The sequence below is a fragment of the Nonomuraea sp. 10N515B genome (assembly GCF_052245915.1).
Classification (GTDB): Bacteria; Actinomycetota; Actinomycetes; order Streptosporangiales; family Streptosporangiaceae; genus Nonomuraea.
Map to the genome: position 1 here is coordinate 138,586 of NZ_JBQQBQ010000005.1, position 22,878 is coordinate 161,463.

A 22,878-nucleotide genomic window follows, 5' to 3' on the forward strand; every position below is an offset into this window, starting at 1 on the left:
AGGAGACGGAGAGGCGATGCCGACGCGAGAGCCCGCGCGTCCCACGGGGCGTCACACGTCCGCGCGCATGCCGGCCAGGCGCAGCGCCGGCGACGTGCTCGCCGGGCTAGCGGCGCTGGTGGTGCTGGTCGCGCTCGTGGGCGGGGTGCCTTACGCGCTGCTCACGTTCGTCGGTCCGCCGCTCAGACCTGAGCTGCTCGACCTCGAAACGCTCACCAGCCGCGTCGGCCCCAGCACGATCGTGGCGGTGCTGGTGCTGCTGGTGTGGCTGGCCTGGTTCCAGCTGTTCGCGTGTGTGCTCGTCGAGGTGTACGCCGGGGTCCGCCGGGTGGGCATGCCCGCCCGCGTACCGTTCTCCGGCGGCACCCAGGTCTTGGCCAACAAGCTCGTCGGCGCCGTGCTGCTGCTGTTCACGACCGGGGCCATGCTCGCGCCCATCGCCAAGCTGACGCCCACGCCCGCCGCCCCGCCCGTGACGGCGGTGGCGTACTCCGCGCCGATCGTCGAGAAGACGCTGGAGACGAACAAGACCAAGAAGGTCTACGTCGTCCAGCCGCCGCACGGCCGCCACCACGAAAGCCTGTGGGAGATCGCCGAGAAGTGCCTCGGCGACGGCCGCCGCTACCACGAGATCTACCGGCTCAACCAGGCGAAGGTCCAGCCGGACGGCACCCGGCTGAAGATGGCCGACCTGATCAGGCCCGGCTGGGTGCTCGACATGCCGGATGACGCGAGGAACGCCCACATCGTCCCCACCGACCAGCCGCGCGAGGAGACGCTGCGCGAGCACCCGGGCCGGGCGCAGGTGCCCGACGACGGCAGGGCCCACGGCGAGGTCAAGAAGGAGAAGAAGGGCGAGGCCAAGCACCGCCTGCCGGAGCAGCAGGACCAGCGGCGTCAGGAGCCCGAGCAGCAGCAGCCGGCCGTCCGCGAGAGCCAGGGCAACGAGCTGGTCGAATACCTGGCCGGCGCCTCGCTGGCCGCGGCCGGGCTGCTGCTCGTGCTGGCCAGGCGGCGCCGCGAGCAGCTCTGGGGCCGGATGTTCGGCCGCAGGCTCGCCCGGCCACGCGGCGACGCCGCCGAGGCCGAGGTCGCGCTCCGGCTGGGCGGGGACGCGCCGGGCGCCCGCATCCTGGACGTCGGCTTGCGGGTGCTCGGCGCCGAGCTGGCGAGGCAGAACCGCACCCCGCCCATCGTGTACGCGGCCCATCTGTCGCCGCGCACGCTCGACCTGTGGGTGCATCCGCCGGACCCCGACCCGCCCGCGCCCTGGACGGCCGAGGACAGCGGCCAGGTGTGGCGGCTGCCGGCACACGAGGGCCGGCTGCTGCCGGACCGGACGAGCCCGTGGGGGGCACGAGCCGGCCACCACGAGCCCCACCAGCCGGGCGGGGCGCCGTACCCCGGACTGGTCTCGATCGGCACGAACGTGCACGGGCGGGTGCTCATCGACCTGGAAGCCGCACAGGGCCTGATCAACGTACGCGGCGCGCAGACCACGGCCGCGCTGGCCGCCCTCGCCGTCGAGCTGGCCACCAACCGCTGGTCCGACGGCATGCGCGTCACGCTCGTCGGCTTCGGCGAGGAGCTGACCGCGATCGCACCCGACCGCATCAGGGCCGTCGGCGGTCTGGCCGAGGTGCTCCCCGAGCTGGAAGCCGCCGCGGCACCGCGCAGAGAGGTGCTGACCGGGCGCATCAGCGGCAGCCCGCGCGATGCCCACTACCTGCTGTCCGCGGTCGCGCCCACGCATGAGGAGGCGCGCCGGCTGGCGCTGCTGGCCCGCAGGGACACCGCCGGATACGTGGTCGCGGGCGACGTCCCGCACGCCACATGGACGCTGGAGATCACCGACGACGGCAAGGCCAAGATCGCCGAACTGGGGTTCGAGGTGGACGCCCAGCTCCTGCCCCGCCGCCACTACCGTGCGCTCGTCGACCTGTTCCGCACCGCCGGGCGGCTCGACGGCGAGGCCATCCCCGAGGCGGAGCCGCTGCCGGGGCTGCACCCGCCGGCCGTCGAGATCAGGATGCTCGGCCCCATCGAGGCGCTCGGCCTCAGCCCGCTGGAGGAAGGCCGGCTGGCGCTGGCCACGGAGCTGCTGATCTACCTGGCCACGCACCCGGGCGGCGTGCATCCCGTGGTGCTCGGCGGGGTGTTGTGGCCGCGCGGCGTGCAGGACATGGTCAGGGATGCCACGATCGCCAGGGTCGCCGACTGGCTGGGCCCCCAGCACCTGCTCACCGACGAGGTCGGCCGGCTGCGGCTGGGGCCCGAGGTGCGTACGGACTGGGCGTTGTTCCGCGAGCTCGTCCGCCGCTCGCACGGCGACCCGTCGGCCAGGGCCGTGCTGCTGGAGAAGGCGCTCGGCCTGGTCAGGGGCCCGCTGCTGACCGGCAGGCCGCCCGGCAGGTATGCGTGGCTGGCGGCCGAGGACCTGGAGTACGACGTGGCCGCCGAGGTCGCCGACGCGGCACACCAGCTCTGCGAGATCAGGCTCGCGCAGGACCAGCCGGACGCCGCGGTGGCCGCCGTACGCGCGGCGCTGCTGCTGTCGGCCGACGACGAGGGCCTGTGGCGCGACCTGCTGCGGGCCACGCGCGCGACCGAGGACGTCGTCCGCCTGCGCGCCGTCGTCGAGGGCCTGACCAGAAGGGCCGCCTCGCACCCGTACGGCGGCGGGATGGCCCCGGAGACCGAGGCGTTGATCGAGGAACTGCTGCCCACGTGGCGCATTCACGTCGTGAAGGAGTCGTCGGCATGAGACGAACGGCGATGGCGATGGTGCTGTGCCTGCTGGTCATGGCGGGATGCGGCCAGCAGGAACGCCCGTACGCGCCGCTGGAGGCACCCACGCCCGCCGGGAGTGATCCGGTGCAGGCGGAACCCACGGAGAGCAGCCCTGTACAGGAGGAGCCGCCGCCCTCCGGCACTCAGACCATCGACATCGCCGAAGGCATGCGGGTGCGCGTGGAGTGGCCCGCGAACCCCGACCCGCTGCTGAAGGTCATGGTCGACCAGTACGTCGGCACCCGCAAGGCCGTTGTCGAGGGAACGCGCGTCTACAAGCGCAACCTCGAGATCGATGCCGTGTTCCAGGCGACCAAGTGGGTGCAAGAGCTCATCGACCAGGGACACTCGATGCGCGGAACGGGCCGTATCTACAACTTGCGGGTCAGCGCGCGCATGGGCAGCGGGGCGCAGATCGACGCATGCGTGGACGAGTCGAAAGTGCGCCTGATCTCCTCGCGCACCGGGGAGGTCATCTCCCCCCATCCTGATTGGACCCGCCCCTACGCCGAGAGCGTGGCCGCGCACCGTGGTGACGACGGGGTGTGGCGCATCAGGTCCTACCTCACTCCCAGAGAAGGATGCACCCGATGAAAGCGTTGATCTCGTTCGTGACGGCGGGACTGCTGCTCCTGCCCTCTTTGAGCGCCCAGGATCCGGGGCGGGAAGGTGACACGTCGGCCCGTGGCTCCCAGACCGGGAAATCTGGGAGAAACCTATTCGCCGAAATCGAGTCGAGACGGGTCAAAGTCCACGGCAACGGTACCAAGGGCGGCAAGGGTGACGGCTTCCGGATGAAGCGGCCGTGCTGGTACGAGCCTTTCCTGAACGCCGACGACGCCGTCGACTTCTTCACCAAGGGCCGGGACTCGGCCAACCGACACCGGATCGACGAGGAGAGCCGCCGGGATTTTGAGCAGCCGTTCGTGGACAGGCGGGGTCAGGAAGGGATGTGGTGGACGCCCGGCTACAACAGGGGTGATCCCGCAGGCGCGGCCTGCTGGGCGACGCTCCAGCAGTTCCTGTTCGTGCCGCCTGGGGTCACGCCGCCCTCGGGGATCACACTCGAGCAGCTGGCCGAGATCGCCAGGGCCTCGATGACCGTGCCCGAGCAGACCGTCAAACTCAATCCCGACGCCAAGAGCTTCGTGAACCTGCCCACCCACGTCTGGCTGGAAGGAATAGGCGAGACCAGCCGTTCCGTCACCGCTGAGATCCCGGGCGTCATGAGCGTGACACTGGTGGCCACGCTCCAGGACATCAAGATCGATCCCGGCACCACTAAGGAACGCGCGGAGGTGACTGAGAGCGGTTGCGGCACGGCCGGGAAGCCGTACGTCAGAGGCGGCGAGTTCGCCTGCGGCGTGCGTTACCTGCGTTCGTCGATCGACCAGCCGCGCGAGACGTACCCGCTGACCGTCACGGCTGTCTGGCCAGTGGCGGTGCAGGGCAACGTCGTCCCGTTCCAGTTCGCGCCGGTGGAGCTCGGTGTGACCCGGGACGTGCCGGTCGGCGAGATCCAGAGCAACGTCAAGCCACCCAACTGAGGGGCGCGGTGGGGCTGATGGTGACCGGAGTGGCAGGGATCCAATCCCGCCGCCTCGCACCAGCCTGAACACGGGCGAGGGCTGGCACGGAGCCGTGCCAGCCCTCGTCAGCTCAGTTCGACTGCTCTCTGGCGCTGTTAGGTGCGAGGGCGTTGATGTAGGGGTGGAACAGGTCCTCAACGCGGTCGGCCGTAGCGGCCTCATAGATCCAGTGCTGGAGAAGCTCAAGGTCGTCGCAGCGGGTGAGGCGTTCTCGTGCGTGGTTGGGCACGTCAACGTTGCGCGCCGCCAGAATTATTTTGAGGGCCCTGGCCAGGCCCAAGCCGAACCACTCGCGAAGTGGCTCGCTCCTGGGCCGGGTCCATCCATCGACTATCGAGTTTCTCGACAACCAGGGGGCTATCGAGTCTCTACACGAACAGGTCATCGGCGTTCGTGGCCGTGGCGGCCTTGCGGACCCAGGATCTGAGGATGTCCAGGTCCGTGCACTCGGTGATGCGCTTTCGTGTCTCGTCGGGCACGGGAATGCCACGCGCCTCCAGGAACAGGAGGATGGACTCGGCCTCGCCTTCGGCCTTCCCCTTGGCCGTCCCCTCAGCCATCCCCTTGGCCGTCCCCTCAGCCATCCCCTTGGCCATCCCCTTGGCCGTCCCCTCAGCCATCCCCTTGGCCATCCCCTTGGCCATCCCCTTGGCCTCTCCTTCGGCGACCCACTCGAGAAAGAACTCGATTCTGGACTCGGCTGCCATGGTCATCACGACCTCCCTAACCTTGGCGATCATGGACTGGGGGAGACACGCGAACGCAAGCTCAGCATAGCCTTTCAGCTCCTTGGGCCCGCGTGTGACTGCGTAGAGGAGTGTGAGGACCACCTTCAGGCCGGACTCGGTGCGGCCGTGCAGGATGGCCGAAATGGTGGCGAGCTCGGGTTGTTCGATGGCCTGGCCGATGTCGGTGATCATCGGGATTCCGTCCGGGCCGATGACGATCGGGTACAGCACCCACCCGGGATGCCCCATGTCGATGGCCTTCGCGCAGTCCTGGGCTGTTTTCGCGTCCTCGCAGAAGACCAGGAGTAGCACTGGGCACTTAATGTGAGACCGGAGGGTGGCCACGTATACCGGCCAGCTCCACTGTTTGTCTGGGTCGGTCTGTCGCTGAACCTCCAGCACGATCGCCGACACCGGCTTGTTCTCGTTCCTCAGCACGACGACCGAATCCGCCCGGAATTCAGCGGGTGCCCATTGGTTGAAGTCGACGGTGCCCAGATGGGCCTCTTCGAAGGGGGATACGGAGACGCCCGCCTGTGCCAGCAGGGTGGCGGCCAGAGATGGGCGTCTCCGAACGAGCTCCAGAAGGAACTCGTGTCGCAGAGTTGGCATGGCGAACACATTACCGAATGCATCCGAGTCATTACTATAGGTGAGCAATTTCTCCGGATTCGTGGGCAAGCAGCCACTCTTTGACTGGTACGCCGTAGTAATACCCGCCATATCCCCCACCGGCAGGCAGCACTCGGTGGCACGGGACGAACGGTGCGATCAGGTTCTGGGCGCACGCCGAGCCGGCCGCCCGGGCCGCCGTCCTCGGCAGTCCCGCCCGTTCGGCCAGCTCCGCGTACGAGACGGTGGTCCCCGCCTTCACCTCACGCAACGCCGCGTGCAGCCGATTGCGGGTCGGGCTGCCGGGCTGGGAGACCGGGATGGCGTCCAGGGCGGCCAGGTCGCCCGCCAGGTACGCGCGGACGGCCTCCGACGCCGCCCCCAGGTCGTCCACCACCTCCAGGCCCTCCGCCTGGAGGGCGGGCGTGAGGCGGGCGTACATCTCCTTCGGGTCGGCGGTGAAGCCGGCCGCGACCAGGATTCCCTCGCGGGACAGCAGGGACAGAGGCCCCATGGGGGTCGGGATGAGCTGTGCAGCGATCATGATGAGCTCCAGAGGTGCAGCGCGGCGTAGGCCCGCCAGGGCCGCCACCGCTCGATGTGGTCGTCAGTGATGCCCAGGGCGGCCATGCGCTTCTTGAGCACGAGGTCGCCCGCGGGCCAGGCGTCGGGGTCGCGCAGCGCCCGCAACGCGACGTAGCTGGCCGTCCACGGGCCGATGCCGGGCACTTCGAGCAGTCCCGTCACCGCTTCCGCGGGGTCCTGGCCGCCGTCCAGGTCGATCTGGCCCTCGGCCAGGCGCGCGGCCAGGTCCTTGAGGGTCTCGATCCGGCGGTTGGTCAGGCCCAGGCCGGTGAGGTCGGTCTCCAGGAGGTGGGCCGGCGTGGGGAAGAGGCCGCCAGGTGCGGCGGCTCTGGCGACGATGCGGCCGAGCAGGGTACGGGCGCCCGCCACCGAGATCTGCTGGCCCACGACCGCCCGCACCGCCAGCTCGAACCCGTCGAACGTCCCCGGCACGCGCAATCCCGGCCGGGCCGACACGAGGGGTCCGAGCGAGGTCTGGCCGAGGATCTCGGCAATGGCGTCCGGGTCGGCGTCCAGGTCGAGGAGGCGGCGGCAGCGGGCTACGACGCGGGCGAGCTGCCGCGTGTCGTCCACCGCCACATCCAGGGCGATGTGGTCCGGCCGCGGGGTGAGCGTGATCGTCCCGCCCGGCACGGCCCGCGAGTACGACGTCCGGTCCGCCACCTCCAGGCCCGGAATCGCCCGGGAGGCCAGGAACGCGAAGACCCCCTCCACGTCGTATGGCTCCCGCCGGTGCAGCCGCAGCCTGAGCGTCGCGTCGGAAACCCGCGGTCCGGCCGTGGCCCGCAGCTCGCTGGGCGTGAAGCCGTACGTCTCCCGCATCGTTGCGTTGAACTGCCGCACGCTCCCGAACCCGGCCGCGAACGCCACCTCCGTCACCGGCAGCCCCGTCTCGGTCAGGAGCTGCTTGGCCAGCAGCAGCCGCTTCGTCCGCGCCACCGCCAGCGGCCCGACACCCAGCTCGGCCACGAACAGCCGGTGCAGGTGCCGCTCGGTGATGTGCAGCCGCCTGGCCAGCCCCACGACGCCCTGCTCGTCGGCCCCGCCGTCGTCGATCAGGCGCAAAGCCCGGCCGACGAGGTCGCCGCGGACGTCCCAGCCGGGATCCCCGGGGGAGAGCTCGGGACGGCAACGCTTGCACGGGCGGAACCCGGCTGCCTCGGCTGAGGCCGCGTGCCGGTAGAAACGCACGTTGCGCGAGGCCGGCGTACGGGCGGGGCAGATCGGGCGGCAGTAGATGCGCGTCGTCGTCACCGCCGTGTAGAAGCGCCCGTCGAACCGGGCGTCCCTGGCCGAGACGGCCCGGTAGCAGGAGTCGAAGTCGAGCTCTAGTGGTGACATGTCTTCGACGGTATGCGCTTGTGAGGGTGTTGACTGGCGGAAATCGGACGCCACCGTCAAAGGGCAGGTCAGCAGGTCGTAGCCGCTGACCGGCAGGAATCGGACATGGAATCTCAGGGGTGTCGGCGGAGCGGGGAGAAGAAGATCGGGATCCAGCTCATCGCCATGATCAGGGCGCCCAGCCACAGCGCGGAGCGCACGCCCCAGACCTCGCCGAGCGCGCCCGCCAGCAGACCGCCCAGGCCGAGCGCGCCCATGAGCAGCAGCCGCATCGTGGCCGTCATCCGGCCCAGCATGGCGTCCGGCGTGACGCGTTGCCGCAGGCTGACGAGCAGCACGTTGTTGACCCCGGTGCGGAACGTCAGCACGAACCAGGCGGCCGCCCCCGCCCACAACCACGGCCCTCGGTCCAGGAACGGGATCACGGGCGAGGCAGGAGCCGTGGCCAGGCTGACGAGCCACGTTGCCCGGCCGGTGCCGAGGCGGCGGCCGATCAGGTGGGCGGACGACGAGCCCGCCAGTACGCCGAGCCCGCCGACCGCGAGGTACGTGCCCAGCACCCACTCCGGGTAGCCCAGCTCGCCGACGATGAGGACAGGCAGCAGTACCGAGCAGAGCGGGAATGCCAGGTTCGCCATCGCGCCCTGGACCAGGGCCGCCACGAGCACCGGCGCACCCGCGATCTGCACCAGCACCCCGGCCGCGCTCCGCCCAGCGACGTCCATCCCCGCGCCCATTCCCACGAGCAGCGAGTTCGCCGACGTCAACCGCTCGCGCCCCACCAGTCCAGGCACGAGGCTCATCGACGCCACGTCGAACACCAACGTGCCCGCCCCCACCAGCACCGCCACGGTGTACAGCTGCCCCATGGACAACCACCCGCCCCACCACGCGACCGGCACCGACAGCAGCGCCCCGGCCCGCAGCAGATCGGTGGCGATCATCACCGGCCGCCGCCGCACCCGGTCCACCCAGGCCCCGGCCGGCAGTCCCAGCAGGAGCACCGTCAGCGTGCCGAGCGCCGACAACACCCCCACCTCGCCGGCCCCCGCGCCCAGTGTGGTCACGGCCAGCAGGGGGAGCGCGACGTAGCTGATCTGACTGCCGAGCTGGCTGACCGCCCCGGCCACGAAGAGGTTGCGAAACCCGGGAAACCGCAGCAGCGGCTCGTCCACCGCAGTTGCCGACATGTCAGCCAGAGTGGCTGAGATGTCAGCCAACACCGCCATTGATTAAGTGACAGGCGAATCCAATGACCCTGGACCTGACGTTCACGGCCCACGACCTCGCCAACACCCGCTTCGCGATCTCACCGCTCGGCGAGGTCGTGGCCAGCGTCCGTGTGGTGAAGGACCCGCAGGCGCACCCGCTCCTGCGGCCCTGGGCCGACCAGGTGCGCCGGCGCGTCCAGGACGTCGACTGGAGCTTGCTGTCCGAGCTCGTCCCGGTGCCCACGATCACCATCGCGGGCTTCACCTGCACGCCGCCGTCCACGTCCATGCCGGACCTGGAGCTGGAACTCGCCACGATGCGGGGCGCGGCCGACCGGGTCCGCTCAGACCTGGACGAGATTCCAGGTCCGCGTACGAAACGCGTCCAAGCCCTCTACGACGACCCGGAGCGGGGCCTGGAACGTTTGGCCAAGGAGGTCGAGGCCTACTGGCGGGCCGCGATGGCGCCCTATTGGCCGCGGATCAGGTCGCTGCTGGAGGGCGAGATCCTCTACCGGGCCAAGCTGCTCGCCGAGGGCGGTGCCCAGCGCATGCTGGCGGACCTCGACGAGGCCGTCACCTGGGAGGACGGGACGCTGCGCATCAAGCATCGGTACGCGTCGGGAGTGCGCTCGCTGCGCGGGCTCGGGCTGCTGCTGGTGCCGTGCGTGTTCGTCGCGCCGCGGGTCTTCTCGGTCACCACGCCGCCGTACCAGCCCACCGTGCGCTACGCGCCGCGCGGCATCGCCACATTGTGGGAGCGCCGCGACCTGGAACCGCCCGAAGCGCTGGCCGCCGTGCTCGGCAGGACCCGCGCCCGGCTGCTGGCCGAGCTCGACCAGCCCGCCTCCACGCGCGACCTGGCCCGGCGCGCCGGGCTCTCCGAAGCCGGCGTCAACCAGCACCTCACCGCGCTCCGCAAGGCAGGATTGTGCTCGGCGCACCGTACGGGGCGATACGTGCTTTATGCCCGTACGGAGATCGCCGAGGCGCTACTTCGATGAGACCCCCACCCCCAGGTCGAACTCGCGGTAAACGCGCGCCCAGAACCCGTCACGCAGCCACACCCGGGCCTCGGGGAACGGCCGCAGCGAGTGGCCGAGCTCCTTCTCCGCCTCGATCAGCAGCTCCGTGTCGATCACGGTCGGCAGGATCGGCCCCGGCAGCAGGTCGCGGATGTTGTCGCGGCCACGGGTGAGGATCCACTTCTGCGCCACGTGCTCGCCCACGTCCTCCACGCGCGGCCGGCTCGGCCCGAGCTTGGCCACCTGCCCTGGCTTGGCGTGCGGCTTGGCGGGCGCGCGTCCGGCGAAGACCTGCGCGGGCGAGGGAGCGGCGGGCGGGGTGACGGGGACGGGCTGGGGAGCACGGCTGAAAAACGGCCTCAGGAAATCAGCAGAGATCACTTCTACGGTGTCGGACTCCCACACCAGGCGCTCGGCCTGGTTGGTGCCGTACGGCGGCTCGACGCCCCACAGGTGGATGCGCACGCCGTACGCCTGGGCGGCCTCCACCGCCGGGACCATGTCCTCGTCCCCTGCCAGCAGGATCGTGTCGGTGACCGCATGATGTCTCGCCAGGGCCTCCAGATCGCTCCTGATCTGCGCGTCCACGCCTTTCTGCTGGCCACGGGCGTTCAGGTTGCCAAGTCGCACCTTGACCCAAGGGAGCTGGGCGATGACCCGCTGGTCGACGGTGGGCACGCGGTCACGGGCGGCGTCATACCAATAGATCCGCAGAAGTTCGCCAGAAATACGTGCCTCTGCATGTTTCTGTAGACTCTGGATGAGCTCATCAGCGGCCACCCGATATTCCTTGCGCTCCTTGGCGCCGAGCAGCACTTCACCTGCCGCCGCGTACAGATAACCGACATCCACTAGGACGGCGTACTTGGCTGCCACAGGATGCGGCATGAGGTCTGGGATGGCCATGTCGTCCTCCAGGCCGCGGTGTTAGTTGATCGGCCGACTATATACGCCTACTTTCTCTAGATAGTCCCAACTCCCGGCGAGCTTGACACCCGTTTCCCAGGATCTATCTAAGGTAGAGCGCTCATCCGCCATGCCGACTTCCCGGGAAGGACAGGCTTACGCATGCCTCTGGCGGGGTTTCGCCATGTTTGCCGACGGGGTTGGGGAGGCGTTGACGGTTGGGCGTGTCGTGTGGCGAGCGCGGTCACCAACGCGGCGATCTCCTCGGGCGTGGCGTCGCCCCGGACAATACGCAGATGTGGCGTCATAGCGGGATGTTCCCATGCTTCTTCGGCGGGAGCGTGGCCCGCTTGTTCCGCAGCGCCCGCAGCGCCCTGACGACCTGGGGCCGGGTCTCGGACGGCCGGATCACCGCGTCCACGTAGCCGCGCTCCGCCGCGATGTACGGGTTGGCCAGTGTGTCCTCGTACTCGGTGACGAGCCTGGCCCGCTCGGTGTCAGAATCCTCGGCGGCGGCCAGCTCGCGCCGGTAAAGAATGTTGACCGCGCCCTGTGCGCCCATGACCGCGATCTGCGCGGTGGGCCAGGCCAGGTTGATGTCCGCGCCGAGGTGCTTGGACCCCATGACGTCGTACGCGCCGCCGTACGCCTTCCTGGTGATCACCGTGATCAGCGGCACGGTGGCCTCGGCGTAGGCGTAGAGGAGCTTGGCGCCGCGGCGGATGATTCCGTTCCATTCCTGATCCGTGCCGGGCAGGAAACCCGGTACATCAACGAAAGTCAGGATTGGAATATTAAAAGCATCACATGTTCGAATAAATCTCGCGGCCTTCTCGGATGCGTTGATATCCAGACACCCGGCGAAATGCATGGGCTGGTTCGCGACCACCCCGACCGGCTGGCCGTCCACCCGGCCGTACCCCACGACGACGTTCGGCGCGAACAATGCGTGCACTTCCAGGAACTCTCCGTCGTCGAGCACGTGCTCGATCACCCGGTGCATGTCGTACGGCTGGTTCGGCGAGTCCGGGATCACCTCGTCCAGCTCGGGATCCGGCTCCAGATCCGCGGCGGTCTCGAAGACCGGAGCCTCGTCGAGGTTGTTCGACGGCAGGTACGACAGCAGCGCCTTGACGTAGTCGAGCGCGTCCTCCTCGTCGGCGGCCTGGTAGTGTGCCACGCCCGACTTCGTGTTGTGCGTGCGGGCCCCGCCGAGCTCCTCGAACGTGACCTCCTCGCCCGTCACCGTCTTGATCACGTCCGGGCCCGTGATGAACATCTGCGACGTCTGGTCCACCATCACGACGAAGTCGGTCAGCGCGGGGGAGTAGACGTGCCCGCCGGCCGCGGCGCCCATGATGAGCGAGATCTGCGGGATCACGCCGGAGGCGTGCACGTTGCGCTTGAAGATCTCCGCGTAGAGGCCGAGTGCGACCACGCCCTCCTGGATCCGCGCGCCGCCGCCCTCGTTGATCCCGATGATCGGGCAGCCGGTCTTGAGTGCCATGTCGAGGACCTTGACGATCTTCTCGCCGTACACTTCGCCGAGCGAGCCGCCGAACACGGTCACGTCCTGCGAGAACACGCACACCTGCCGCCCGTCGACGGTGCCGTGCCCCGTGATCACCCCGTCGCCGTACGGCCGCCGCTTGTCCAGCCCGAACATGGTGGACCGGTGCCTGGCGAACTCGTCGAACTCCACGAACGAGCCCTCGTCCAGCAGCGTGAGCACCCGCTCCCTGGCCGTCATCTTGCCCTTGGCGTGCTGCTTCTCCACCGCCGCCGCGGACCCGGCGTGCACGGCCTCATCGAGGCGGCGCTCGAGGTCAGCGATCTTTCCGGCAGTCGTATGGATATCCGGCTTGTCCGGCATGGATTCCGCAGCTGCGCTCATACGCGCAAGGCTAGTCTCTCCTCATAGATTGGTTCCATGACGGATGCCGTTCGCACCCAGGGCCTGTTCAAGCGATACGGACAGCAGGTCGCGGTGGCCGGAGTCGATCTCGTCGTCCCCGCCGGCAGCTTCGCGGGCCTGGTCGGGCCCAACGGCGCGGGCAAGACGACCACGCTCAGCATGATCACCGGGTTGCTCCGGCCGGACGGCGGGTCGGCCGAGGTGGACGGGCTCCATGTGTGGCGCGATCCCGTCGAGGTCAAGGCCCGCATCGGGGTGCTGCCGGAGGGATTGCGGCTGTTCGAGCGGCTGTCGGGCCGCGAGCTGCTCCTCTACGCGGGGCGGTTGCGCGGCATCCCCAAAGGCGAGGTGGAGCAGCGGGCCGGCGAGCTGCTGCACCTGATGGACCTGGCCGGCGCCGCCGACAAGCTGGTCGTGGACTACTCCACCGGCATGCGCAAGAAGATCGGCCTGGCGGCCGCGTTATTGCACAACCCGTCGGTGTTGTTCCTGGACGAGCCGTTCGAGGGCGTCGATCCGGTCAGCGCCAACACGCTCACCGAGGTGCTCCAGCGCTTCACCGCCTCCGGCTCGACCGTCATCTTCTCCAGTCACGTGATGGACCTGGTCGAGCGGCTGTGCGACTGGGTGTCGGTGATGAATGCGGGACACATCGTGGCGCAGGGGTCACTGGAGCAGGTGCGCGGCGGCCGCAGCCTCAACCAGGCGTTCCTTGACCTGGTCGGCGGCTCGGCGCAGGGCCGCGAGGCCGGACTGACCTGGCTGGGCGCCAAGACCAAGGGAGCCCCATGAACACGGTGTCGTTGTTCGCGCGGCTGAAGCTCCGGCTGCTGGTCGGCAATCTGCGTGGCGACCTCCAGCGCAAGCTCGGGTTCATCTTCACCCTGATCATGGCCACCGGTCTGGCCGCGTTCGGCTTCCTCCTGATGAGCCTGCTCCGGTTGGCGCCCGGCGACATCAGGACCTCGCTCGTGATCGTGGCGTTCGCGTTCTTCCTGTTCGGCTGGATGATCGTGCCGCTGATGGCGTTCGGCCTGGACGACACGCTCGACCCGGCCAAGTTGTCGTTGTTCCCGCTGCGGACGCGCACGCTGGCGGTCGGCATGTTCACCGCGTCCGTGACGGGCGTCTGGCCGGCCGCGATGCTGATCGTCACGGTCGGCGCGCTGATCGCGCTGCCTGTCAACATCGGCGGCGTGCTGCTCGGTGTGCCGGCCGTGCTGCTGCAGTTCGCGCTCTGCGTGGTGACGTCACGGCTGATCACCACGTCGCTGTCGAGCGCGCTGCGCACCCGGCGCGGCCGTGACGTGCTGGCCGTGGCCGCCCTGCTCGTGGTGGTGCTCGCGCAGCTGCCCAACCTGGTGTTGAACCGCGGCTTCGGCGACCCGGAGGCGATGCTGCACCAGATGGCAGCCGTGCTCCGGTGGACCCCGCCGGGCATGGCCGCGCACGCGATCGCCGACGGCGGCCTGGTCGGGCTGGCCGAGCTCGCGTTCCTCGCGGTGCTCGTCGTGGCGCTCGCCTGGCTGTGGATCAAAGCACTGAGCCGTGCGCTGGTCACGCCGGACGTCTCCACCCAGGCGGCCTCCGTACGCAGGGAGAGCGGACTGGTGGACCGGATCTTGCCGGACGGGCCGCTGGCCGCTGTGGTTACCAAGGAGCTGAAGTACATCAGGCGCGAGCCGAGGTTCCGCGTGGGCTGGTTCAGCGCCGTCGTGGTCACGCTCGTGTTGTCGGTCTCGCTGAGCAACACGTCGGATGGGCCGCCGGGGCCGGGCCTGCCGATCGTGATCGCGACGGGCGGCGCCCTGATGATCGCGCTGCAGTCGGGCAACGCGTTCGGCATCGACGGGCGCTCGCTCTGGATGAACGCCGTGACGTTCGGCTCCGAGCGCAGCCTGGCCACGGACCTGGCCGGGCGCCACCTGGCCAACGCGCTGGTCGCGGTGCCGCTGCTCGCCGTGATCGCGGTCGGCGCGGGCCTGTTCGCCGGCCACCCGGCGGCGATCCTGCCGGCGATGCTGGCCGGCTGGGGCGCGCTCGGGATCGGCCTCGGCGTCGGCTCCGTGACCAGCGTCGTGCTGCCCTACTCCGTGCCCGAGCGGATGAACGCCTTCAGCGGCGCCGCTCCCGGGCAGGGCGGGCAGGCGTTCGCCTCCTCCATGGGCGCGATGCTCGGGATCGCGCTGCTGTCGCTGCCCTTCGTGGTGCCCCTCATCTTCGGGCTCCTGTGGGTCAGCGTGCTCGCGCCGTTCTACGGGCTGCTGGCCGAGGTGCTCGGCAGGCGGCTGGCCGCCAAGATCGGCTTCGGCCGGCTCCCCGAGCTGCTCGGGGCCGTGTCGAAGGCCTCCTGACCAGTGTCTATGGCCCCACTCCGTTCGGCGGCTCCAGGCGACGGCACTCCCTCGCAGTGGTCTAGTCCAATTGGTGAGACCGGTCTACGGGCACTTCGGGCGACTAGATACCCTTCGAGACATGATTGACCAGGGGCTCGAACATCGCAGCGCCGCAGTGACGGAGATGCCGGACGAGCTGCGCCACGACGTGCGGATGCTCGGCAAGCTGCTCGGCCAGGTGCTCGCCGAGCAGGGCGGCGAGGACCTGCTGGCCGACGTCGAACGGCTGCGCAAGGCCGTCATCGCGGCACGCAGGGGCGAGATCTCGGCCGATGTGATCACCGACATGGTCGCGGCGTGGGACATCGAGCGGGCGGTCCAGGTCGCCCGCGCGTTCACGTGTTATTTCCACCTGGCCAACCTGGCCGAGGAGCATTATCGGATCCGCACGCTGCGCGAGCGGGACGCCGAGGGCAGGGTCCAGCGGGAGTCGATGGCGCAGGCCGTCCACGAGCTGGGCCACGACCGGGTCGCCGAGCTGCTGGAAGGCCTGGAGCTGCACCCGGTGCTGACCGCGCACCCGACCGAGGCGCGCAGGCGCGCGGTCGTCACCGCCATCCAGCGGATCAGCGGCCAGCTCACCGAATACAACACCCCAGGTCGCGGGGCCTCCGAACGGGCCGAGAGCAAGCGGCGCCTGCTGGAGGAGATCGACCTGCTGTGGCGCACGGCCCAGCTGCGCTCGACCAAGCTCGACCCGCTCGACGAAGTGCGCACCGCCATGGCCGCCTTCGACGAGACGTTGTTCCGCATGGTGCCGCAGGTCTACCGCGCGCTGGACGCGGCACTCGACCCGGGCACTGGCACCCGCCCGCCGCAGGCGAGGCCATTCGTCAGATACGGCAGCTGGATCGGCGGCGACCGCGACGGCAACCCCAACGTCACGGCCAGGGTCACCCGCGAGACCATCCAGATCCAGTCCGAGCACGTGCTGGCCGCGCTGGAGGCCGCGTGCCTGCGCATCGCCCGCACGCTCACCGCCGCCGCCACGCTCGCCCCCTGCTCACCCGAGCTGAAGACGGCGCTGGCCGCGACCGTGGCCGCCCACCCCGGGGTCGTCTCCGAGCTGGCCACCCGGTCGCCGCGGGAGCCGCACCGGCAGTGGTTGCTGTTCGTGGCCGCGCGCATCGCCGCCACCCAGCGGCGCGACCTCGACCTGGCCTACCGCTCGCCCGCCGGCCTGCTGGCCGACCTGCGGCTGGCGCAGGAGTCGCTGGCCGCCACGGCGCCGCGGCAGGCGTACGGGGAGTTGCAGCACCTCATCTGGCAGGTGGAGACGTTCGGCTTCCACCTGGCCGAGCTGGAGGTGCGCCAGCACTCCCAGGTGCACGCGGCGGCGCTGGAGGAACTGCGGGCCGACGGTGAGCTGTCGGAGCGCACCGAGGAGGTCCTGGCCACGATCCGGGTGATCGGCTGGATCCAGGAGCGGTTCGGCGTCACCGCCTGCTCCCGTTACGTGGTCTCCTTCACCCGCTCCGCCAACGACGTCGCGGCCGTCTACGAGCTGGCCCGGCACGCGCTCGGCGACCGCGCGCCCGTCCTGGACGTGGTGCCGCTGTTCGAGTCCGGCCAGGACCTGGCCAACTCGCCGCGCGTGCTGAGCGGCATGCTGGAGATCCCGCAGATCCAGGAGCGCCTGGCGGCCACCGGCCGGCGCCTGGAGATCATGCTCGGCTACTCCGACTCCGCCAAGGAACTCGGCCCGGCCGCCGCCACGCTGCGCCTGTACGAGGCGCAGGAGGAGCTGACCGCCTGGGCCGCGAAGCACGACGTGAAGCTGCGCATGTTCCACGGCCGTGGCGGCGCGCTCGGCCGTGGTGGCGGCCCGGCCAACCGCGCGGTGCTGGCGCAGGCCCCCGGCTCGGTCGCGGGTCGTTTCAAGGTCACCGAGCAGGGCGAGGTCATCTTCGCCCGCTACGGTCACATCGCGATCGCCCGCCGCCACCTGGAACAGGTCACCAACGCCGTCCTGATGGCCTCCTCGCCCACGATCGGCGCCCGCACCGCGGCCGCGGCCGAGCGCTTCCGCGGCCTCGCCGAGCAGGTGGCGGTCGCGTCGGAGCAGGCGTACCGGGCGCTGACCGAGGCGCCGGGCTTCCCCGAGTGGTTCGGCCTGGTCAGCCCGCTGGAGGAGATCGGCACGCTGCGCCTGGGCTCCCGCCCGGCCCGCCGCGGCCTGGGCGCGCCGCGCTCGCTCGACGACCTGCGGGCGATCCCGTGGGTGTTCGCGTGGGCGCAGACCCGGGTCAACCTGCCCGGCTGGTACGGCCTGGGCACCGGACTGGCGTCGGTGGGCTCGCTGGAGGAGCTGCGGGCCGCGTACGCGGAGTGGCCGCTGTTCAACGCAATGCTGGACAACGCGGAGATGTCACTGGCCAAGACCGACCGCTCGATCGCCATGCGCTACCTGGCCCTGGGCGGCAGGGAGGACTTCACCCGGCAGGTCCTGGAGGAGTACGACCGGACCCGCGACCTGGTGCTGCGCGTCACCGGGCACACGAGGCTGCTGGAGAACCGCAAGGTGCTGTCGCGCGCCGTCCAGCTGCGCGACCCGTACGTGGACGCGCTGTCGCACCTCCAGCTGCGTGCCCTGCGCGCCCTGCGCACCGGCCAGCCGTCGGAGCAGGAACGCGATCGGCTGTCCACGCTCCTGCTCCTGTCGGTCAACGGGGTGGCGGCGGGCCTGCAGAACACCGGCTGATGCGCGACAACGGGGCTAGCGCAGGCCCGTGAAGAAGGCGATGACGTCGGAGGTGAGCGCCTCGGTCGCGGTGTGCGCGGTGTAGTGACCGTGGGCCGGGGCCGGCAGCGTCTTCCAGCTGACGATGTTGGCGTGGTCCCGGTCGGCGAAGCGGCGGATCGACTTGAAGTCGCCCTCGCCCATCGCCAGCGCCGTCGGCACGGTCGTGGGCTCCTTGGGCTGCTCGGCGCGCGCGTTCTCCCAGTAAAGGCGGATCGCGGAGCCGGCGGTCCCGGTGAACCAGTAGATTGCCGCGTTGGCCAGCACGAAGTCGTCGTCCAGGTCGTCGTCGAGGAGCTGGGCCAGCCAGCCGAGCAGGCCGGCGGGGGAGTCGGCGATGGCGTGGGCGAGCGTCTGTGGCTGCTGTGCGTGCAGCACGTTGAAGGCGCCCTTCTCCTTCCAGAACCACTCCAGCACCGCCAGCCCGGCCTGCTCCTCCTCGCTCAGCTCCGCGAACTCGGCGGGGTCGCCCGAGGGGAACGAGAACAGCTGCGTGACGTGCACGCCCACGACGTGGCCGGGATCGACGCGGCCGACCTCGGGCGAGATCATCGAGCCGGCGTCGTTGCCCACCGCGCCGTAGCGCTCATAGCCCAGCCGGGCCATCAGCTCGGCCCACGCGCGGGCGATGCGCGGGTTGTTCCAGCCCAGCTCCTTGGTGGGGCCGGAGAAGCCGTAGCCGGGCAGCGACGGGACGACCAGGTGGAAGTGGCGCGAGAGCGGCTCGATGGCGTCGAGGTATTCGACGATCGAGCCGGGCCAGCCGTGGGTGAGGATCAGCGCCAGGGCGTCGGGGTTGTCGCTGCGCACGTGGATGAAGTGGATGTTCTGCCCGTCGATCTCCGTGGTGAACTGCGGGTACGCGTTGAGCCTGGCCTCCTGGGCCCGCCAGTCGAAGCCGTCGCGCCAGTAGCCGACCAGGCGCTTGACCCGCTCGACGGTCACGCCCTGGTCGGCGCCGGGGATCTCGTCGGTGAAGCGGGTCATGGCGAGGCGGGCCTGGAGGTTGTCGAGGTCGGTCTGAGGAATCTCGACACGGAAGGGGTTCATGACGCATCCTCTCGGAACGGTTTGTTCTGTTCCAAGAATATCAGAACGGAATGCTTTATTCCATAACTATGGTCTGATCCGTTCCTGATCCGCGTACACGTTGCAGCGCTCCCCGCGCAGGAAGCCCACCAGCGTCATGCCGAACTCCCTGGCCAGCTCCACGGCGAGCGACGAGGGCGCCGACACCGCGCAGACCGCCGGGATCCCGGCGGCGAGGGCCTTCTGCATGATCTCGTAGCTGGCCCGGCCGCTGACCATGAGCACATGCTCGGCCAGCGGCAGCCGCTCCGCCATCGCGGCCCAGCCGACCAGCTTGTCCACCGCGTTGTGCCGCCCCACGTCCTCACGCAGCGCCACCAGCGTGCCGGTGGCCGAGAACAGCCCCGCGGCGTGCAGTCCGCCGGTCTTGCCGAACACACCCTGGGCGCTGCGGAGCGTGTCCGGCAGCCCGTACAGGATGTCGGGGGTGAGCCGCAGCGAGCCCTCCGGGAGGGGCGCGCAGCGGTCGCGCAGCGCGTCGAGGCTGGCCGAGCCGCAGACGCCGCACGCGCTGGAGGTGAGGAAGTGCCGGTCCAGCGCGGGCAGGTCGGGGATGGGGCCGCGCAGGCGTACGGTGACCGTGTTGTAGCGGGCCTCCGGCGGGAGGTCCTCGTCGGTGCAGTAGACGATGGCCGCGACGTCGCCGGGCCGCGCGAGCCCTTCGCCGTGCAGGAACCCGGCGGCCAGCTCGAAGTCGTGGCCCGGCGTGCGCATGGTGATGGCGACGGTCTTGCGCTCGCCGTCCGGCGCGGTGAGCCGGATCTCCAGCGGCTCCTCCGTGGCCAGGTCGTCGCGGCGGTCCCTGGCGACGGAGCCGTTGAGCTCCCGGATCCTGGCGCGGGTGGTGGGGCCGGGTCGCCTCTTCATAGCGGCCGCACGGTGACGAGGGCGTTGTAGTCGGGGATGCGCGCCTGGGGCGAGCGGCGGGACTCATCCAGCAGCACATTGCCCTCCGGCCAGTGAATCTGCAGGTTGCCGGGCATGAGCGGGGCCCGCAGGACCCTGCCCTGGTATGTTCGCCCGCCCGAGCGTAGCTCGACTCTGGCGCCGTCGGGCAGGCCCAGGCGGTCGGCGTCGTACGCGCTCATCAGCACGGCCTCGCGCACCGCGTTGTTGAAGGCGTCGCGTCGCTCGTGGACCATACTGTTGAACTGCTTGCCGCGCCTGGTGGCCACCATGAAGGTCCCATCGGGGCGTTCCAGCGCGGGCGGCTCGACGGCGGAGAACCTGCCGAGCCCGTCCGGGGTCTGGAAGCGGCCGTCGGCGAACAGGTGGCGGCCGCCGTACTGGACGTTGTCTCCGAACTTCGACAGGCCGGCGATGCCCTCGTAGAAGGGGACGGCCTTCTCGATCTCGGCGCGGATCTGCGGTGTGCCGGTGAAGCGGATTTTTGCCGAAATTTCAGGGCGGGTGTGGGCGGCCAGCTCCGTGAAGATCTTCCACTCCGGCCACGCCTCGCCGATCCGCGATCCCTCCACCTCAGGCGAGAAGATGATCCGCCGCTCGGTGGAGGTCTCGGTCACGCCGCCGACCATCTCATAGCGGGTCTGGGCGGGCAGCAGCAGCACGTCGCCCTCGCCAGGCACGAGCATCTGCGACGACAACACGATGTCGATGTGCACCCGCAGCCGCAGCCGCGACAGGGCCTCACGGCAGTAGGCCGGGTCGGGGAGCACCTCCAGGAAGTTGCCGCCCGAGGAGACGAGCGCGTCGAGGTCCCCGCGGTGGGCGGCGTCGATCATGTCGGTGGCGGTCAGGCCGGGCGTGTCCGGCACCTCGAATCCCCACATGTCCGTAAATTTCGCGGCATTTTCTGGTGTGATCGGCAGCCCGCCCGGCAGCCCGGTCGCGTACGCGCCCATCTCCGCCCCGCCCTGCACACCGCTGTGCCCGCGGATCGGCATCAGCCCGCACTTGTCCCGCCCGACGAAGCCCCGGGCGAGTGCCAGATTGACGATCGCCCGCACGTTGTCCTCGCCGTAGGCGTGCTGGGTGATCCCCATGGACCACACGAGCACCGCCGACCGGGCCTCGCCCAGCATCCTGGCCAGGCGGAGCATGTCGTCGCGCGAGGCGCCGGACAGCGCTTCCAGCTCCTCCCACGACTGGCCGGCGACGGCCCGCCGCACGTCCTCGAAGCCGCTCGTCCGCTGGTCCACGAACGCCTTGTCCACCCAGTCGTTCTCGATGAGGTGCTTGAGCACGCCGTTGAGGAAGCCGATGTCGCCGCCCACGTTCACGCCGAAGAACTCATCGGTGATCTTCGTGCCGAACACCGCGGACTCGGCGTTCGACGGCACCCAGTATTTGTCCATGCCGGGCTCGCGGTAGGCGTTGACCATCGCGATCCGGGTGCCCTCCTTCTTGGCGTGGTAGAGGTATTTCATCGCCACCGGCTGGTTGTTCGACGGGTTCGAGCCGATGAAGACGATGAGGTCCGAGCCGATCCAGTCGCTGTAGGAGCAGGTCGTGGCGGCCGCGCCGATGGTCTGCTTGAGTGCGACGGTGGACGGTGAGTGGCAGATGCGGGCGGCGTTGTCGACGTTGTTGGTGCCGAGCGCACGCACCGCCTTCTGTGCCGCGTAGTAGTTTTCGTTGGGCATGCCGCGACTGGTCAGGTAGGCCCCGAACCGTGCTCCCCGCAGCCCTTCCGCCGCCACCCGCAACGCCTCGTCCCACGAGATGCGGGTGAATCCGGCCTCCCCGGCCCGCCGCAGCATCGGATAGGGCAGCCGGCCGAGCTCCCGCAGCTCGGCGCTCTTCTTGCCGGCGAGCCCGGAGACCTCGCGCAGCACGGAGACGTCCATGGCCGGCATCGTGTTGAGCGGCAGCAGCCGCAGCCTGATGTTGCACAGATGGATCTCGTCCATCGTCCAGTCACGCATGCCCTGCGTGCCCAGCGCGCACCCGTCGCAGGTGCCCTGGTTGAGTATCCGCCACGCGTAGCGCCTGTTGCCCTTGACGGACCTGAACGCTTTCCACAGCTCCAGGTAATTGTTCGGCTTGCGCAACCCGATGCCGAACGGCCGCCAGGACGCCCAGTTACGCGGATCCAGACGCTTGCTGCTCATGTCTCCATCCTCCCTCCTGCGAAGATATGAGAATGCGCTACTCCGACCTCGACCGGCCGCCCCTCTCTGCGGCGGCGCTCAACCGCGCCCTGGTCCGCCCGGGCAGCCTGTGGACGGGCATCACCGTCGTGGAGAGCACCGGCTCCACCAACTCCGACCTGGCCAAGGCCGCACAGGAGGGAGCCGCCGAGGGCGCGGTGCTGGTGGCGGAGGAGCAGCTCGCCGGCCGCGGCAGGCTGGCCCGCACCTGGTCGGCGCCGCCCCGCTCCGGGCTGACGTTCTCGATCTTGCTGCGACCGCAGGTCCCGGTGGCCACGCAGGGCTGGCTGTCCCTCCTGTACGGCGTCGCCGCAGCCTCGGCCGTACGCCGGCTGGCCGAGGTGGACGTCCGCCTGAAATGGCCCAACGACCTGCTGATCGGCGAGCGCAAGCTGGCCGGGGTGCTGGCCGAGCGGGCCGGCGACGCCATCGTCATCGGCATGGGGCTCAACGTGTCGCTCAAGCCCGAGGAACTGCCCGTCGAGACGGCCACGTCGCTGGCCATCGAGCAGGCGGCGTGCGTGGACCGGGATCCGCTGCTCAGGGCCGTGCTCAGGGAGGTCGAGACCCACTACAGGGAGTGGACGGCGGCCGGCGGCGACGCCGAGGCCTCCGGGCTGCACTCGGCCTACCTGGCGGCCAGCGCCACGATCGGCCGCCTGGTGCGAGTGGACCTGCCCGGCGGGCAGGTGCTGATCGGGCAGGCGACCGGCGTCGACGCCTCCGGCCACCTGCAGGTGGCGAGCGAGGGCGAACGTCACACGCTGAGCGCGGGCGACGTCGTGCACGTACGGATCGCGGGATGAGCCGGTTTGCGCCGTCCGCGTAGCCGCCGGGCGGC

At 70.1% G+C, this 22,878-nt stretch carries 18 protein-coding genes; 8 read left to right on the forward strand and 10 right to left on the reverse strand.

The features are described 5' to 3' along the window. Positions 1-16 precede the first annotated feature (16 nt). From ACTWQA_RS09070 to ACTWQA_RS09080, 3 genes are read left to right on the forward strand one after another with little or no spacing between them, the layout of a single operon-like run. Positions 17-2,764: a BTAD domain-containing putative transcriptional regulator gene (locus ACTWQA_RS09070; protein WP_443158826.1), complete on the forward strand. Its 2,748-nt coding sequence runs from the start codon at positions 17-19 to the stop codon at positions 2,762-2,764. Beyond that, a complete protein-coding gene (locus tag ACTWQA_RS09075; RefSeq protein WP_443158827.1) occupies positions 2,761-3,384 on the forward strand; it encodes a hypothetical protein in 624 nt (207 codons plus the stop codon). The genes ACTWQA_RS09070 and ACTWQA_RS09075 overlap by 4 nt, the downstream gene beginning before the upstream one ends. Further along, positions 3,381-4,337, forward strand: coding sequence for a hypothetical protein (locus tag ACTWQA_RS09080; RefSeq protein WP_443158828.1), 957 nt, complete (start codon positions 3,381-3,383; stop codon positions 4,335-4,337). The genes ACTWQA_RS09075 and ACTWQA_RS09080 overlap by 4 nt, the downstream gene beginning before the upstream one ends. 410 nt (positions 4,338-4,747) lie before the next feature. Here the strand turns inward: ACTWQA_RS09080 and ACTWQA_RS09085 are convergent, their stop codons facing one another. From ACTWQA_RS09085 to ACTWQA_RS09100, 4 genes are all read right to left on the reverse strand, one after another. Further along, entirely contained in the window at positions 4,748-5,719 is a 972-nt protein-coding gene (locus ACTWQA_RS09085; protein WP_443158829.1) for a hypothetical protein, read from the reverse strand. A 34-nt stretch (positions 5,720-5,753) separates the two neighbouring features. Then, a complete protein-coding gene (locus ACTWQA_RS09090; RefSeq protein WP_443158830.1) occupies positions 5,754-6,263 on the reverse strand; it encodes a methylated-DNA--[protein]-cysteine S-methyltransferase in 510 nt (169 codons plus the stop codon). Then, entirely contained in the window at positions 6,260-7,645 is a 1,386-nt protein-coding gene (locus ACTWQA_RS09095) for an AlkA N-terminal domain-containing protein (RefSeq protein ID WP_443158831.1), read from the reverse strand. The genes ACTWQA_RS09090 and ACTWQA_RS09095 overlap by 4 nt, the downstream gene beginning before the upstream one ends. A gap of 113 nt (positions 7,646-7,758) precedes the next feature. After that, positions 7,759-8,835, reverse strand: a complete 1,077-nt coding sequence (locus ACTWQA_RS09100) for an MFS transporter (RefSeq protein WP_443158832.1) — start codon at positions 8,833-8,835, stop codon at positions 7,759-7,761. Between the two features lie 62 nt (positions 8,836-8,897). On the opposite strand from ACTWQA_RS09100, the gene ACTWQA_RS09105 reads away from it, so the two are divergent. After that, on the forward strand, positions 8,898-9,860 hold the full coding sequence (locus ACTWQA_RS09105) for a DUF5937 family protein (protein WP_443158833.1): 963 nt from the start codon (positions 8,898-8,900) through the stop codon (positions 9,858-9,860). On the opposite strand, the gene ACTWQA_RS09110 is transcribed toward ACTWQA_RS09105, so the two are convergent. From ACTWQA_RS09110 to ACTWQA_RS09120, 3 genes are all read right to left on the reverse strand, one after another. Then, positions 9,849-10,787: an NYN domain-containing protein gene (locus tag ACTWQA_RS09110; RefSeq protein WP_305920277.1), complete on the reverse strand. Its 939-nt coding sequence runs from the start codon at positions 10,785-10,787 to the stop codon at positions 9,849-9,851. The two genes, ACTWQA_RS09105 and ACTWQA_RS09110, sit on opposite strands and share 12 nt — an antisense overlap. Positions 10,788-10,894: 107 nt before the next feature. Further along, positions 10,895-11,095, reverse strand: a complete 201-nt coding sequence (locus ACTWQA_RS09115) for an acyl-CoA carboxylase subunit epsilon (RefSeq protein WP_327585476.1) — start codon at positions 11,093-11,095, stop codon at positions 10,895-10,897. Next, on the reverse strand, positions 11,092-12,681 hold the full coding sequence (locus ACTWQA_RS09120; protein ID WP_443158834.1) for an acyl-CoA carboxylase subunit beta: 1,590 nt from the start codon (positions 12,679-12,681) through the stop codon (positions 11,092-11,094). The genes ACTWQA_RS09115 and ACTWQA_RS09120 overlap by 4 nt, the downstream gene beginning before the upstream one ends. A 36-nt stretch (positions 12,682-12,717) precedes the next feature. On the opposite strand from ACTWQA_RS09120, the gene ACTWQA_RS09125 reads away from it, so the two are divergent. The 3 genes from ACTWQA_RS09125 to ACTWQA_RS09135 all read left to right on the forward strand — a co-directional run bounded on the left by ACTWQA_RS09125 (position 12,718) and on the right by ACTWQA_RS09135 (position 17,799). Further along, positions 12,718-13,494, forward strand: a complete 777-nt coding sequence (locus ACTWQA_RS09125; RefSeq protein ID WP_443158835.1) for an ABC transporter ATP-binding protein — start codon at positions 12,718-12,720, stop codon at positions 13,492-13,494. Beyond that, positions 13,491-15,056, forward strand: coding sequence for a hypothetical protein (locus tag ACTWQA_RS09130; protein WP_443158836.1), 1,566 nt, complete (start codon positions 13,491-13,493; stop codon positions 15,054-15,056). The genes ACTWQA_RS09125 and ACTWQA_RS09130 overlap by 4 nt, the downstream gene beginning before the upstream one ends. Positions 15,057-15,177: 121 nt before the next feature. Beyond that, complete coding sequence (locus tag ACTWQA_RS09135) at positions 15,178-17,799, forward strand: phosphoenolpyruvate carboxylase (protein WP_443158837.1); 2,622 nt, start codon at positions 15,178-15,180, stop codon at positions 17,797-17,799. A gap of 15 nt (positions 17,800-17,814) precedes the next feature. Here ACTWQA_RS09135 and ACTWQA_RS09140 read toward each other — a convergent pair whose 3' ends face one another. The 3 genes from ACTWQA_RS09140 to ACTWQA_RS09150 all read right to left on the reverse strand — a co-directional run bounded on the left by ACTWQA_RS09140 (position 17,815) and on the right by ACTWQA_RS09150 (position 21,998). After that, the gene (locus ACTWQA_RS09140) at positions 17,815-18,888 is read right to left on the reverse strand and encodes an epoxide hydrolase family protein (RefSeq protein WP_443158838.1); all 1,074 of its coding nucleotides are present in this window, start codon (positions 18,886-18,888) and stop codon (positions 17,815-17,817) included. Positions 18,889-18,954: 66 nt separating this feature from the next. Then, positions 18,955-19,794: a formate dehydrogenase accessory sulfurtransferase FdhD gene (fdhD, locus tag ACTWQA_RS09145; RefSeq protein ID WP_443158839.1), complete on the reverse strand. Its 840-nt coding sequence runs from the start codon at positions 19,792-19,794 to the stop codon at positions 18,955-18,957. After that, positions 19,791-21,998 carry an FdhF/YdeP family oxidoreductase gene (locus ACTWQA_RS09150; RefSeq protein ID WP_443158840.1) on the reverse strand — a complete coding sequence of 736 codons (2,208 nt, stop codon included), beginning with the start codon at positions 21,996-21,998 and terminating at the stop codon, positions 19,791-19,793. The genes fdhD and ACTWQA_RS09150 overlap by 4 nt, the downstream gene beginning before the upstream one ends. A 32-nt stretch (positions 21,999-22,030) precedes the next feature. Between ACTWQA_RS09150 and ACTWQA_RS09155 the strand changes: the two genes are divergently transcribed. Then, a complete protein-coding gene (locus ACTWQA_RS09155; RefSeq protein ID WP_443158841.1) occupies positions 22,031-22,843 on the forward strand; it encodes a biotin--[acetyl-CoA-carboxylase] ligase in 813 nt (270 codons plus the stop codon). Positions 22,844-22,878: the final 35 nt, after the last annotated feature.